The organism is Paragemmobacter ruber (assembly GCF_009908315.1).
In the GTDB taxonomy this organism is placed as follows: Bacteria; Pseudomonadota; Alphaproteobacteria; order Rhodobacterales; family Rhodobacteraceae; genus Paragemmobacter; species Paragemmobacter ruber.
On sequence record NZ_JAAATW010000006.1, the window covers coordinates 43,219 to 55,903 of the forward strand.

General features: G+C 64.4%; 13 protein-coding genes. 6 read left to right on the plus strand and 7 right to left on the minus strand.

Going from position 1 to position 12,685, the window contains the following annotated elements; all coding sequences use genetic code 11:
* Window positions 1–136: 136 nt before the first annotated feature.
* Genes iolC through GU920_RS18415 form a run of 3 tightly spaced genes read left to right on the plus strand, consistent with a single transcriptional unit; the run spans window position 137 to window position 2,851 of the window.
* Window positions 137–1,147 carry a 5-dehydro-2-deoxygluconokinase gene (gene iolC, locus GU920_RS18405; protein ID WP_161768586.1) on the plus strand — a complete coding sequence of 337 codons (1,011 nt, stop codon included), beginning with the start codon at window positions 137–139 and terminating at the stop codon, window positions 1,145–1,147.
* A complete protein-coding gene (locus GU920_RS18410) occupies window positions 1,128–1,985 on the plus strand; it encodes a 5-deoxy-glucuronate isomerase (RefSeq protein WP_161768570.1) in 858 nt (285 codons plus the stop codon). The genes iolC and GU920_RS18410 overlap by 20 nt, the downstream gene beginning before the upstream one ends.
* The gene (locus GU920_RS18415; protein ID WP_161768571.1) at window positions 1,982–2,851 is read left to right on the plus strand and encodes a class II fructose-bisphosphate aldolase; all 870 of its coding nucleotides are present in this window, start codon (window positions 1,982–1,984) and stop codon (window positions 2,849–2,851) included. The genes GU920_RS18410 and GU920_RS18415 overlap by 4 nt, the downstream gene beginning before the upstream one ends.
* Before the next feature lie 393 nt (window positions 2,852–3,244).
* Here the strand turns inward: GU920_RS18415 and GU920_RS18420 are convergent, their stop codons facing one another.
* From GU920_RS18420 to GU920_RS18450, 7 genes are all read right to left on the minus strand, one after another.
* Window positions 3,245–3,763 (minus strand): hypothetical protein, encoded by a 519-nt coding sequence (locus GU920_RS18420; protein ID WP_235933408.1) that lies wholly within the window; start codon window positions 3,761–3,763, stop codon window positions 3,245–3,247.
* Complete coding sequence (locus tag GU920_RS18425) at window positions 3,763–4,149, minus strand: response regulator (RefSeq protein WP_161768573.1); 387 nt, start codon at window positions 4,147–4,149, stop codon at window positions 3,763–3,765. Before GU920_RS18425 ends, GU920_RS18420 begins: the two co-directional genes overlap by 1 nt.
* A 12-nt stretch (window positions 4,150–4,161) precedes the next feature.
* Window positions 4,162–5,013, minus strand: a complete 852-nt coding sequence (locus GU920_RS18430) for a CheR family methyltransferase (protein ID WP_201744249.1) — start codon at window positions 5,011–5,013, stop codon at window positions 4,162–4,164.
* Window positions 5,014–5,116: 103 nt separating this feature from the next.
* Window positions 5,117–5,587: a chemotaxis protein CheW gene (locus GU920_RS18435; protein WP_161768575.1), complete on the minus strand. Its 471-nt coding sequence runs from the start codon at window positions 5,585–5,587 to the stop codon at window positions 5,117–5,119.
* A gap of 3 nt (window positions 5,588–5,590) precedes the next feature.
* On the minus strand, window positions 5,591–7,720 hold the full coding sequence (locus tag GU920_RS18440) for a chemotaxis protein CheA (RefSeq protein WP_161768576.1): 2,130 nt from the start codon (window positions 7,718–7,720) through the stop codon (window positions 5,591–5,593).
* 1 nt (window position 7,721) lies between these two features.
* Window positions 7,722–8,090, minus strand: a complete 369-nt coding sequence (locus GU920_RS18445; RefSeq protein ID WP_161768577.1) for a response regulator — start codon at window positions 8,088–8,090, stop codon at window positions 7,722–7,724.
* On the minus strand, window positions 8,087–8,383 hold the full coding sequence (locus GU920_RS18450; protein ID WP_161768578.1) for an STAS domain-containing protein: 297 nt from the start codon (window positions 8,381–8,383) through the stop codon (window positions 8,087–8,089). The genes GU920_RS18445 and GU920_RS18450 overlap by 4 nt, the downstream gene beginning before the upstream one ends.
* 227 nt (window positions 8,384–8,610) lie before the next feature.
* On the opposite strand from GU920_RS18450, the gene GU920_RS18455 reads away from it, so the two are divergent.
* The 3 genes from GU920_RS18455 to GU920_RS18465 all read left to right on the plus strand — a co-directional run bounded on the left by GU920_RS18455 (window position 8,611) and on the right by GU920_RS18465 (window position 12,131).
* Complete coding sequence (locus GU920_RS18455; protein ID WP_328799322.1) at window positions 8,611–9,615, plus strand: CheB methylesterase domain-containing protein; 1,005 nt, start codon at window positions 8,611–8,613, stop codon at window positions 9,613–9,615.
* A gap of 146 nt (window positions 9,616–9,761) precedes the next feature.
* Window positions 9,762–10,139 carry a chemotaxis protein CheD gene (locus GU920_RS19635; protein WP_268894697.1) on the plus strand — a complete coding sequence of 126 codons (378 nt, stop codon included), beginning with the start codon at window positions 9,762–9,764 and terminating at the stop codon, window positions 10,137–10,139.
* 33 nt (window positions 10,140–10,172) lie between these two features.
* Window positions 10,173–12,131, plus strand: a complete 1,959-nt coding sequence (locus GU920_RS18465) for a methyl-accepting chemotaxis protein (protein ID WP_161768580.1) — start codon at window positions 10,173–10,175, stop codon at window positions 12,129–12,131.
* Window positions 12,132–12,685: the final 554 nt, after the last annotated feature.

Below are 12,685 nucleotides of genomic sequence, written 5' to 3' on the forward strand. Positions count from 1 at the left end.
GCACAGGCAAGCCCCGTTTCACGACGCACAGGCAAAAGGGGGAAACCATGACCCACCCGAAAGGCCACGTCCCCCTGCCCGCCCACCCGGGCCGCGCGCGCGGCCTTTGGCCTGTATCGGCGCGGTACGTTCCATGATGCCCATCCTCGACCGCCTGTCAGGGCGCAACTTCCTTGTCATCGGGCGGGCGGGCCTTGATCTTTATGCCGATCCGCCCGGAACCCGCACCGAAGATGCCACCCGCTTTACCGCGGCCCTCGGCGGATCATCGGCCAACATCGCCGTGGGTCTGGTCAAGCTGGGCTGCCGCGCCGCCCTTGTGACCTGCGTCTCTGACGATGCCATCGGCCGCTTCTGCCGCAACGCGCTGTCGCGCTACGGCGTCGATCAAGGCCATGTCCGCAGCGTGGCGGGCGAGGCGCGCAATTCGCTGGCCGTCGTCGAAACCCGGCTCGAGGATTGCCAATCCGTCATCTACCGCAACAACGCCGCCGATTTCGCGATGACCTCGGCAGATGTCCAAGGGATCGACTTCACCGCCTATTCCGCCCTGATCACCACCGGCACCGTCCTCGCGGCCGAGCCGTCGCGCAGCGCGGCCTTTCACGCCTTCACCCGCGCCCGCGCCGCAGGACTGCCCCTCATCTTCGATCTGGACTACCGCCCCTACTCGTGGCGCTCCCGCACGGAGGCGGCCGATGTCTATTCGAAAGCCGCAGCAAACTGCGACGTGATCATCGGCAATGAAGAAGAGTTCGCCGTCATGGCGGGCGATCCCGACCAGGGCCTTGCCGCAGCCCGCAGCCTCGCCCGGCAGACCGCCCAGATCGTCATCTTCAAGATGGGCGAAGCGGGCGCGATCACCCTCACCCCCGATAGTGAATTCGGCACCGGCATCTACCGCACCGCTGCCCTCAAGCCCACCGGAGCGGGCGACAGCTTCCTCGCCGGTCTTATCGCCAGCCTCGCCAGCGGCCACCCCCTTCGCTCGGCCGTTTTGCGCGGGTCCGCCGCGGCCGCCATGGTCGTCGCCCGTGTCGGCTGCGCCCCCGCCCTGCCCGACACGGCAGAGCTTGATGCCTTCCTCGCAACCCACCCCGGCCCGACCGCAGGCAGACAGGACCCCCATGCACATCGCCCCGCATGACAACGCCAACCGCCCCATCGTGGACTGCAACGATCCGCGGGTGCCGTTGGTCTATTTCAACATCCTCAACCTGAAAGCGGGCGAAACCTTTCACTACCGCACGCCCGGCTATGAAACCTGCATCGTCCCCGCCACCGGCACCGTGACGGTCGAAACACTGGGTGAAACCTATGCCGACATCGGTCAGCGCGGCGTCGATGTCTGGGATGGCGAACCCGAAGCGGTCTATATCCCCGCTGATGCGCCCGCCCGCATCACCGCCCGGACGGACACGGAAACCTTCATCGCGGGCGCGCGCTTTTCCGAAACCCTCCGCCCCTTCGCCATCCGTGCCGCCGATATCGACCCGGTCCAATACGGCTCGGACGACACGAAAACCCACCGCAAGATCAAGCACATCCTCGGGACCAAATACCATGACCGCGTCGGTCGCCTGCTGGTGTCGGAACTCTATACCGTCGGCGCGGGGGGCTGGTCCGGCTTTCCCAGCCACAAGCACGACACCGACCGCCACGATCCAGCCACGGGCGAGCTGATCGAAACCCGCCATGATGAATGTTACAACTTCCGCTTCCGCCCCGATGTCGGATCTGGCCTGCAGATGATGCAACGCAGCGAAGATGAACCCGGCGATGCCTACCACATCATGAACCGATCCACCGTCCTCATCGACAAGGGCTATCATCCCTGCTGCGTCCTGCCGGGTTATGAGATGTATTACTTCACCATCCTCGGCGGGCAGAGCCAGCGCAGCCTGAAACAGTATTTCCAACCCACCCACGCGGGTCAGCTGCACACGATCCCAGGCATCATGGACATGGTGGCCAAGTTCAAATGACCCTTGCCACGCTCGCGCAGGTTCTGCAGCCCGCGCTTCGACACGGATATGCCGTCCCCGGCCTGGTCTGTCTGGGGTGGGAGGATATGCGCGCCTACACCGACGCCGCGCAGGCCGAACAGGCCCCCCTGATCCTGCAGGCTGGCCCCGGCTGCCGCGCCCATACGCCGCTGCCCATCCTTGCCGCGATGTTCCGCCACCTCGCCGCCAGTGTGGATGTTCCGATCGTGGCCCATCTCGATCACGCCGAAAGCCTCGACGAATGCAAAGCCGCCCTTGATGCGGGTTTCACCTCCGTCATGTTCGATGGCTCTCGCCTGCCGCTGGAGGACAACATCGCCCGCACCGCCGATGTCGCCGCCCTCGCCCATGCGGCGGCCGCGTCCTGTGAAGGGGAGATCGGCTTCGTGGGCTATGCCGCAGGGGCCGCGTCCCTCGGCACCGATGCGGCAGAGGCCGCCCGTTTCGCCCGTGAAACCCGGATCGACGCGATGGCCGTCTCCATCGGCAATGTCCATCTTCAGACACAGCCCGGCACCGGGCTTGACCTTGACCGCCTTGCCGCGATCGAAAGGCGAACCGCCACCCCGCTCGTCATACATGGCGGCTCTGGCGTACCGCCCGACCAGCGCGCCCACCTCGCCGCCCGCAGCCATATCTGCAAGTTCAACATCGGCACAGAGCTTCGGCAGGTCTTCGGCCGGTCCCTGCGCGACATCCTCGCCGCCCATCCCGATCGCTTCGACCGGATCGAGATCTTGCGCGAAACCGAACCGCCCCTCACCTCTGCCGCCCGCGCCGTGATCCAAAGCTTGGGCGCCTCGCATCGCGCCGCCCTCTCGGCTGGCCCGACGCGCCCAGCGTGATCGCAGCATCGTCAGGCGCGTACGATGCTTTGACTGGCGGCCCGCAAAAGGCAATCGTTTCCGGCGCCTGTAAGCCACATCGCAACATCGGGCCACCCATCCGCCGAGGGCATTCTGCCCAATCGCCCCTCCGCCCTGTCACGCCAGCGCCCAATTGCGCCTTCGCCCTCTTTCGCATGGACGGCCAATTTACGCCCTTCCCCAACCCGCCCAATCATGCCTCCGCCCGGCCATGACTGCGCGCAGTCGCCCCCCCGCCCAGTTTCACCGCCATTACTCCGCCGCCCCATCACTCCGCCGCCCCAATACACAGCCACCCGATCACGCCGCCACCCAGCTAGGCCTCTGGCCAGATTGGCCGTCGTGGTCAGCGCGCGCCGCCACGTTGCAGCATCAAGAAATGATCGCGGCCCCGTCCCTCCTTTGCGGGGGACAGGTTCCCACCGGGGCCAGCAGCCGCCGCTGCAGCGCAGAAACCGGGGTACAAGCACGCACCTGCGCCGCCGATAGACAGCCATCGCTATCCCCCCGCCCGGCGAGCAGGGCCAACACCTTGGCTAAACCTTCGGCCTCCTGCCGGATCTGATCCGCCAACTGCAAGTCTGCCACAAGCGCCGGCACCAGCGCCGCCGCCTCCGGCGCCCCCCCATCCGTGGCGCGCCCTGACGACTTCGCCCCCTCTTCGCCGCCTGGTTCGTCGGCGGTCCAATCCGGCGGCCATTTTCCGCCCCCTGCCCCGGATTGACGCCGCGCCGCGATCAAGGCCGCACCCAGCGCGGCGTCGAGCTTGCGCAGATCGGCGGCCTGCCGTTCCGCCTCTGCCGCACAAGCCGCCAGCAGGACCGCAGGCGCAATCTCCTGCGGCGCGTCGAACGGCTCTTCCGTCGGGCCGGCGCCATCCTCCACAAACATCACAGCGCCCCGACAACCTTTTCGATACAGGACTTCAACCCAAGCGTCGTGAACGGCTTCGAGATGAAGTTGTTCATCCCCAGCTTGTGACCGCGCGAGATGATCTCGCGGTCGGGTCGGCCCGTCATCAGGATGAAACCGATCCGCTGCGTCGATGTGTTAAGCCGCAGCGCCTCAAGCAGCGACAGCCCGTCCATGCCGGGCATGTTGTAATCAGACAGCACCAGATGCACCGGATTCGCCACCAGACGGCGCAATGCGGTTGCCCCGTCCTTCTCAAAGGCGATCTTCTGGATTCCCATCTCTTCCAGCGCCTGTTCGACAAGGCCGCGGCTGACGGTCATGTCATCCACCACCATGAGTGTCAGGGTGTTTCTTAACGGCATCGGGGTTCCTCTCTAGGTTTCACCGACAGGAAATGAGGGGCCGTCCTCGGCAAGGTTACGGTCCGTTCGGCGATAGCGCGTGATCCCGCAAGGTTCGAAGTAAGGATCAAGCCGGGGATCCATCCGCTCGGAATGGCCAAGGAAAAGCTGCCCCTGCGGCAGGATCCGGCTGGAAAATCGCCGCCAAAGGCTGTGGCGTGTTTCGGCGTCGAAATAGATCACCACGTTGCGGCAGAAGACGATGTCGAACTGGCCGGTGAAGGGCCAGATGCCCAACAGATTCAACGGCTCAAACCGAATTAGGCTCCGCAAGTCGGACGATACGGCAAGCCGACCGTCAGGTGTTTCTTGCAGATGTCGCCGCAGCGACACGGGCACATCCTGACCAAGGCTCGCCTGGTCGTAGATGCCCCGTCGCGCCGTCTCGATCACCTTCGCGTCGATATCCGTGGCGAGAATGCGCAGGTCCAGCTGCGTGATTTCGGGCGCACGGTCAACCAGCGTTGCCGCGATGCTATAGGGTTCTTGCCCTGTAGAGCATCCGGCCGACCATATCCGCACCCGCCCGCCCGCCCGCGCCCGCGCGACCAGCGCAAGTGCCATCTCCGAAAGCGCATCAAAATGATGCGGCTCGCGGAAAAAGCGCGTGACATTTGTCGTGATGGCCGAGATCAGCGCATGCCGCTCCTCCTCGCCTTCCACGCTGTCAAGCACACGGATATAGGCCGCAAAATCCGTTAGCCCCAGATGACGCAACCGATGCGCCAGTCGCGAGATCAGCATGCTGCGTTTCGCCGCGCCGATCACAATCCCCGTTTCACGGTGGATGCGCTGGGTGATCGCCGCAAACTGTGCATCCGTCAAATCAGGGGGCGCGTCCACGCCCCGCAAAGGCCTGTCAGGAAGCGCGATCGTCATGGGGCGGAACACTGGGCACTCATCCATGGTGGAGAAACGAAACGCGGCATCACGGCCTCTCTCCGGCGCGGGGGGGCAAGACCGCGGAAAGTTCCAGTTTGCGCAGCATGCGGCCATCTTCCAATGTGATGACATTGCTGATGAAGGCCCGGGTCGTATCGCAGCCGATATCCGGAACCGGCTTCAGCTCGGCCTCGCCGACCCCGAGGATGTCAGACACAACATCAGCCATAAGCCCGACGGTCTGATGGCCGAAGGTCACAATCACCACAACGTGGCGCGGGGTTGGCTGGGTGTTTCCGAGGCCCAATCGCGCGGCAAGGTCGATCACAGCAACAACGTTGCCGCGCAGATTGATCACCCCCATCACATAAGGGGGCGCATGGGGCAGAACGGTGGTGGGCGTCCAGCCGCGAATTTCGCGGACCACGTTGATATCAATACAATAGTCCTGTTCGCCGATCCGAAAGGCTACGACGTCACTTTGGTCAGCGGTGGCTTGCAGAATGGTTTGGCGCATATGTCATCCATGTGCAGAGAGGGGGCGGGCAGTCGGATCGCAGGAGGCGCTTTCAACAATCTCGCGCGGATCGATGATCAGCGCGATGCGCCCATCACCCAGGATCGTTGCCGCCGAAATGCCATGAACGGCGCCATAATTGTTCTCGAGGCTCTTTATCACGACCTGCCTCTGGTCATGGATTGCATGAGCGGCCAGAGCAGCGTGCCGACCCTCATCCGTTTCCACCATGATCAGGACCGCGGCCTCAAGATCCGTGATCGGCGGATACCCAAAGCTTTCCGCCAGATCGACGATCGGCACCAAAGTGCCACGATTGGCGACCACGCGACCGGTGCGACCCAGGGCATGGAGCTGCGAAGGGGTCGGCCGGATCGTTTCGGTGATGGAAGCGAGCGGCAGCACCATGATCTCATGCCCGACGCTGATCAACATCCCCTCCAGCACGGCAAGTGTCAGGGGCAAGGCAATCGTGAATGTTGTGCCTTCGCCCGGCGCCGACTGAATGGTGACACGCCCCCCGAGAGACTGGATTTCGCGCCGCACGACATCGAGACCGACGCCGCGCCCCGACAAGGCCGAGACTTCCTGTTTGGACGAAAAGCCCGGAAGAAAGAGCAGGTTGTCGATATCGGCAGGGGCAAGTTGCGTTCCCGCCGGGATCAGGCCACGCTCCTCTGCCACGTCGCGCACGCGTGCGCGGTCAATCCCGCCCCCGTCATCAGAAACCTCGATCACCACCCGGCCCGATCGATGCGCGGCCGAAAGTGTGATCACGCCTTGCGGCGCTTTTCCCGCAGCCGCGCGAACCGAAGGCGCTTCGATCCCGTGATCCACAGAGTTGCGCAGCATATGCGTCAGCGGATCAACCAGCCGCTCGATCACCGTTTTGTCGACTTCGGTCGCCTCGCCCAGCATGATGAGACGCACTTGCTTTCCCGTTGCGTCACCGGCCTCGCGGACGATCCGCTCCATGCGCTGGAAAACCGGCCGCAAAGGCTGGGCGCGGATCGACATGACGCTTTCCTGAATACTGGCGGCAAGCTGCTTTATCCCGTCTAGGCTTGTGGACACATCGCTATGGTCGCGCAGCCCCGCACTGGCAACGGCCTGCGCCAACATCGCCTCCATGATCACCAGTTCTCCGATCTGATTGATCAGCCGATCCACCCGGTCGAGGTTGACGCGAATCGTCGTCGTCATCGGAAGCGCAGTCGCGCCGTTTTCGCCGGGTGGCGCTGGGACGGCGGCAGGTGCGGCAAACGGTTTGGGTTGAACGGAAGACGCAGCCTTTGGCGCAGAAACCTCGACCGCACGCAACGAAACCGCTTGGTCGGCGGGACCGGCAATCGTGACATCCCCTTCCGCCTTGGCCGGTGACGGGTTCGCCGCGATCTTCACCTCTGCCAGATTTCCGACAAATTCGAAGATCGCCCCGATTTCCTCATGCGAGGCAAACGTCGAAAGCGTCACAGTCCATCGCAACCGCGGCCGCCCAAGATCCATGTCTGACAGAAGAGGCACCCCGGCAAGATCGGCCATGACCTGCACCTCACCCAGTTCCGCCAGCGCCCGCAGCAGGGCCGCAGGTTCATGACCGCAGGCGAAAAGATCTGCCGTAGGCACAAGCGTAACAGAATAAACAGCGGGGCTCGAGCTTCCGCCACCCTCCGGCGCAGCCACGTCCGGCAATTCCAGCGGCAAGGGCTGGAAGTCAAATACGTCGTCTTCCGTGCCACCGCCCGGTCCGGCTTCGGCCATGAGGTCGAGTTCCATCAGAACGGCTGCCATCTGCGGTGGCTCGGCCCCGCCGTCGCGCGCAACGTCGATGAGATCTGACAACACGTCGTAGGCGCGCAGCAACGCCTGGACTGCCACAACCTCCATCGCCAGCTTGCCCGACCGCATCAAGTCGAGCACTGTTTCGAAAACATGGGCGAATTCGACCAGTGACGTCAGTCCGAAAGCCCCGCTCCCGCCCTTGATCGAATGAACCGCCCGAAAAACCTCGTGCACCGTTTCCATGTCCGGCGGCGCATCGGGACGCGCCATCCTTCCCAGCCCCTCACCCATTTTGGACAGAAGGTCCTCGCACTCTTCAAAGAACGTCGCGCGCAACGAAGCGATGCTCATGTCACAGGCCCAGCACGCGATTGATGGTGGAGACGAGGCGCGCATCTTCAAAGGGTTTTACGATCCACCCTGTCGCGCCGGCCGAGCGCGCGCGCTCCTTCAAGTCAGAGCCGCTTTCCGTCGTCAGAACGAGGATCGGGACATGCGGATGCGTCGCGCTGGCGCGGACGCCTTCGATCACCCCAAACCCATCCAGCCGCGGCATGTTGATATCGGTGATCACAAGATGCGGATCGGCATCAGCCAGGCGCGCAAGGCCCTCCAAACCGTCTGCCGCCAGATGGATCTGGAAACCCTCCCCCGCGAGGGCGGAAGCCACCAGTCCCCGCATCGTCGGGCTGTCGTCGATGGCAAGGATGCGGATCGTCATGCCGCATCTCCCGTCTTTGCCGCCACACCAATCCACGGCGCATCCGGCGCAAGGCCCATCGCCTCACAGGCAGCGGCGTACCGCAACGAGGGGGCCTGAATTGCCAGCGTTTGCCCATCAGCTGACCACTGCCGCCCTGCCGCAATAAGCACTTCCATGGCGAGTGCGCCCATGACCTCAACTTCCGACGCGTCCAGATCCAGCCCATGACCACGACGTTCAAGCAGCGCCGCGGCCAAGGCAGCTGCAGCCGAACTGTCGAGCCTGTTTGGCAAAATGAAGCGTTCCGTCATTCGCACCTCCCGCTGGCCAGCACATCAAGGCAATCAGGATCACAGCGACCGGTCCCGACACTGCTGATCCGATCCGTAAGGTGCACCGCCGTCCCTTAACGGTTGGTTTCCGGCCATCGGCGCGACAGAGAAAATTTTCCGGATCAGGGCAAAGGACGGAAACCTTTCATTCATCGGGGCATGTGATCGTCTGCGGCAAATTCGGTCATGGGCGGTGTAACTTGGCGGTGAAGCGAAACGATCTTCAGAATGTGCAAACGGTGCTGGTGGCAGACCCCGTCGCCAACCGACGCAGGAAGCTCGCCCAAACGAAGGGTCCCGTCAGGGCGATCGAAGCGGCCTCACTTCTCGAAGCCTATCCCATCGCAGAAGAGATGGTGCCCGCGATGATCGCCATATCCACGGATTTTCTGGCCGAGCCAGAGCTTGAAGGTTTCTTGCGCCTCGCCAAGATGCTGGAAAGCCGCGCTTTTCTGTTCGGCACGGATGGACGCGGCCCTGCGACAGGGCTTGTCGGCGCAAACTTGCCCTGCCTCGCCGTACGTTCCGGGGACACCATCCACGATCTGATCGTCCGAATGGCGGATCCACGCCTGCATCTGTCGGCGGCGGAGGGCGATCTGCGGATCCCGGAACTGATCCTCATCGGCGCGTCCACTGGGGGTGTGGCCGCGATCGAGACGGTTCTGAAGTCGTTCCCCGCGGATTGTCCGCCCACGCTCGTCGTCCAGCATATCCGAGATGGTTTCGTGCCCGGCCTCGTGCGACGGCTCGACAATGCCTGCCGACCGCACGTCGTCGCGGCCGTCGATGGCGCGCGGCTGACGCGCGGCACGGTCTACTTTGCGGCTGAGCCGACACATCACCTGACCGTCGCCGGCCGACCCGGCGCGCTTCGCTGCGCGCTGGTTGCCGCCCCCCCCTGCCACGGCCATCGCCCGGCCGTCGATCCGCTGTTTGATTCAGCCGTCGCCTGCGGGGATCGCGTCGCAGCGGCGTTGCTGACCGGGATGGGAACGGACGGCGCACTCGGTTTGGGCAGCTTGCACCAGGCAGGGGCCCATACCATCGCGCAGGATCGCGACAGCAGCGTCGTCTGGGGCATGCCGCGCGCGGCAATCGAGTCGGGCGCCGCCGGGGACGTTCTTCCCATCGACAGGATCGGCGGCGCGCTTCTCGCCGCGCGGCCCCGCCGCACGGCGGATCTCCATCTTCGAAGGGTGGTCCAATGACATTTCCAGCCGCGGCTGACAGCCGTCTCGTTCACGTCATTCAGGGCGACCACCATGTTTCTGACGACGCGGCTGTCATTCAGACGACGGTGCTTGGCTCCTGCATCGCTGCCTGCCTCTTCGATCCTGTCCGCAGGATCGGCGGAATGAATCATTTTCTTCTGCCGGATCAAGCAGGGGCAGGCGATATCCGACATGCCGGCGCCGCGATGGAACGCCTGGTCAACAGCCTGATCAAGCAGGGCGCGCAGCGCGGCCGCATGGAGGCCAAGCTGTTCGGCGGGGCGCGGATGCTGGCCGGTCTGCCGGATATCGGCCATCGCAACGGCGAAGCCGCCCTCTCCTTTCTGGCCAGCGAAGGGATCGCCCTCCGCGCCCAAAGCATCGGCGGCACTCAGGCCCGCCGCATCCGCTATTGGCCCGCCTCGGGCAAGGCCCTGCAGCTGTTGCTCGACAGGGCAGACGACATCCCGCTTCCCCCGCGTCCGGCGATCGCGGCGCATGGGTCTATCGAATTGTTCTGACAGCGGCCTCGCCCCTGTCCATGGAGGATCAACATGCCCACCGTCTTTTCCCGTCTGTCCTTAGCGGCCCGTTTGTCCGTCTTTGTCGGATTGAGCCTTCTCGTGCTGGGAACGATCAGCGCGTCGATCGGCCTTTACCTGAAGGTCGGCACCAACCGCGACATCGCAGATCAGCAGGTCCACATGGCGCTTGAAATCTTTTCCGACGCGCTCGCATCCCAGACCGGCGCACTGGAAAGTGCAGCGCAGCCAAGCGGCGGCGAGGTGAATCTTCTGCACACGGGCGATCCCCTGCAGATCCCACCGGATTTGATCCGAAAAATTTCTGAACTGACGGACACCAAACTCACCTATTTCGAACGGGATGCCGCCACCGGCGCGTTCCGCCGCATCGCCTCCACCCTCACCGGGTCGGACGGCGAAAACGTCGTCGGCAGCGTGCTCGATCCGAACAGCCCGGCGCATGCCGCCCTGTCCCAAGGCGCCGATTTCGCGGGGGATATCGTCGTTCGCGACGTGCATTATTACGCGATCTATGAACCTGTCCGCAACGCGTCGGGCACGGTCGTCGGCGCCGTGGCTGCCGTGATCGACTGGAATGTCCTGCGCGATCAGATCATCGGTTTCGCCAGCGAGTTGATTCTGTTGACCCTGATTTGCGTCAGCCTCGGCTGTGCGGGAATCTATCTTGCGATCAAGCGTGAACTCGGCCCGCTGGCAAGCCTTGTGGTGGTGCTCAATCGTCTGGCAAGGCGGGACTATCTGGCAGAGGTCCCACCCACGACCGCAAAGAACGAGATCGGCGCACTGACCGATGCCTGCATCGCCTTGCGCACCGATCTGCTCGAGGGCGCACGCCTCGCGGAAGAGGCCGCATCGCAGCAGGCCGAGCGTGAAGGACTGCGCAAGGATCTGGCGCGCGTTGTCGATGACCTTCGCGCGGGCCTGTCGCGGCTGACGGAGGGTGACCTGACGACACCGATCCCCAGCACGGCCGACAACCCCTTCCCGGCCGAATACGATCCCCTGCGCCAGAGCTATAACAGCGTGATCGAGCGCATCAGTCTCGTCATCGAGCAGGTCAACGCGATGGCGCAGGGCGTGCGGGACAGCGCGGCGGAAATCGCCGAGGCCAGCCGGGAATTGTCCAGCCGCGCCGAAACGCAGGCCGCGACGCTGGAGGAGTCCGCGGCAGCCCTGACGGAGCTGACGCAATCGGTAGGCTCCACCGCCGAGCGCGCGAACATGGCGCAAGAGGCGAGTTTCGGCAATCGAACCGGCGCAGAACGCGGATCGGATATCGTGCGAGAGGCGGTCACGGCGATGCAGGGGATCGAGCGTGGATCAGAGCAGATCACGCGCATCATCGGCGTGATCGACGACATCGCCTTCCAAACCAACCTGCTTGCCCTGAATGCCGGCGTCGAGGCCGCCCGGGCAGGCGAGGCGGGGCGCGGCTTTGCCGTCGTCGCCTCGGAGGTGCGGCTTCTTGCCCAGCGCGCCTCGGAATCCGCGCGCGAAATCAAGGCCCTGATCACTGACAGCACCGAACAGGTGGATCGCGGGTCGGCGCTTGTGCGAAAGGCGGGGGATAGCCTTGCCGAAATCCTCGTCCGCGCGAATGAAGCCGCCAGCCTCGTGTCCGATATCGCGCTGGCTGCAGCCGAACAGGCCCGCGGTCTGACCGAAATCAACTCGGGCGTGAATCAGCTCGACACGGTGACACAGCAAAACAGCGCCGTGGCCGAAGAAACCTCGGCCGCCGCGGCAACGCTGAAGCTACGCTCTGAAGAGTTGATCACGGCCCTTTCCGGCTTCCGCTTCAACGCGACCCAGAAGTCGGACGATCAGGCCTCAGCGTCCGGGCGCGCGCGTGCCGCTGAACCGACGATCGAGGCGAAGGTGGTGGATTGGGCGCCCGCCGTCGCCGCATCGGCAAACCGCCCGCGAGCCAATCGCGCCAAGGCGACGGGAACATGGGCAGAGTTCTGACCGCGCCCCTGCCCCCTGCCTCTGCGCTGGGCGATGGGCACCGGGTTCATCCCCGTCGCATGGCCAGTTGCGCCACAGCCCAACGTCCGCGGCGGCCGTGATCCCCGGCCGTCAAGGGCGGCCGGGGACCCTTTGTTCGCGTCAACATCACCCCGCACGGAACCCTGCGGTCCCGGCGCGGGGGGGACGTTCCTTCCGCTAACCTGCGCAACCGGGCCCGTCTTGCTGGACGATGCAGTTTGTCCCTCATGCCGGACCTTCGGTCTGCAGGAGCCGCAAGCCGCCTCCGCCAGACAGCGCGCAACCTGAATTGAAACGCACCGCGCCGGGGCGCGGTCACGATCAAATCACCGCAGGCGCAAGGTCACCTAGCCCACGGACACGCGACCTATATGGACCCACGAAGGTAAGAGGATGATCGAAGAACCTGGTGCCCAGGGTCTGTTGTTATGTTCCCGTTACGGGCACCTCTGCCGTTGATGGCCTCAGTAAAACAAGGGGTAGCAAAGGGCTGGAGTCACGGTCAACAGGCACGTTTTGTCCTACGGGGCCTG